Source organism: Gluconobacter sp. P1D12_c, assembly GCF_018812105.1.
In the GTDB taxonomy this organism is placed as follows: Bacteria; Pseudomonadota; Alphaproteobacteria; order Acetobacterales; family Acetobacteraceae; genus Gluconobacter; species Gluconobacter oxydans_A.
Genome location: NZ_JACSIQ010000300.1, coordinates 1 through 516, shown reverse-complemented (window position 1 = coordinate 516; position 516 = coordinate 1). Strand labels below are relative to the sequence as shown.

Genomic DNA, 516 nt, shown 5'->3' with positions numbered 1-516 from the left:
GCCAGACCATTCTGACGGGGATAAGATCCGAGCTTCCGCAGCATGGCCGAGGCCGTCACGGTTCCACTCCGAATGGATGTGACCAGACGCAGCAGGTCGTCCMAGTGGGCCGCAACATGATCGGTATTGATCGGGTCACCGGCCATTCCACTCAGGAGATCACMGGGGCTTTGATCTGGAAACAGGTGAAGTTTCCGCTCTTTCAGATCCMGTATCCTGGGCGCAAATCGATAACCAAAGAAGGGCATCAGCCCGAAAACATGATCCGATGCCMCACCCGTGTCGGTATAATGCTCTTCAATGGAAAGCCCGTTGGCATGATACAGCAGCCCATCCAGAACATAGGGTGCTTCACCGGCCGTCGCCGCAATCACCCGGGTCGAAAACGGATCATACTGATCGGAGATGTGGGTGTAGAAACTGACGCCCGGTTCACTGCCATTGCGCGCATTGATATCGCTGATCGCAGCGCCTCTGCCACCTGCATGAAACAATTGACCATCACTTGAGGACGAT

At 55.5% G+C, this 516-nt stretch carries 1 protein-coding gene; it reads right to left on the bottom strand.

Features of this window, described 5'->3' with window-relative positions; translation table 11 throughout:
- On the bottom strand, positions 1–516 hold a 516-nt coding region (locus KP705_RS16850; protein WP_215765092.1), incomplete at both ends, for a Tn3 family transposase.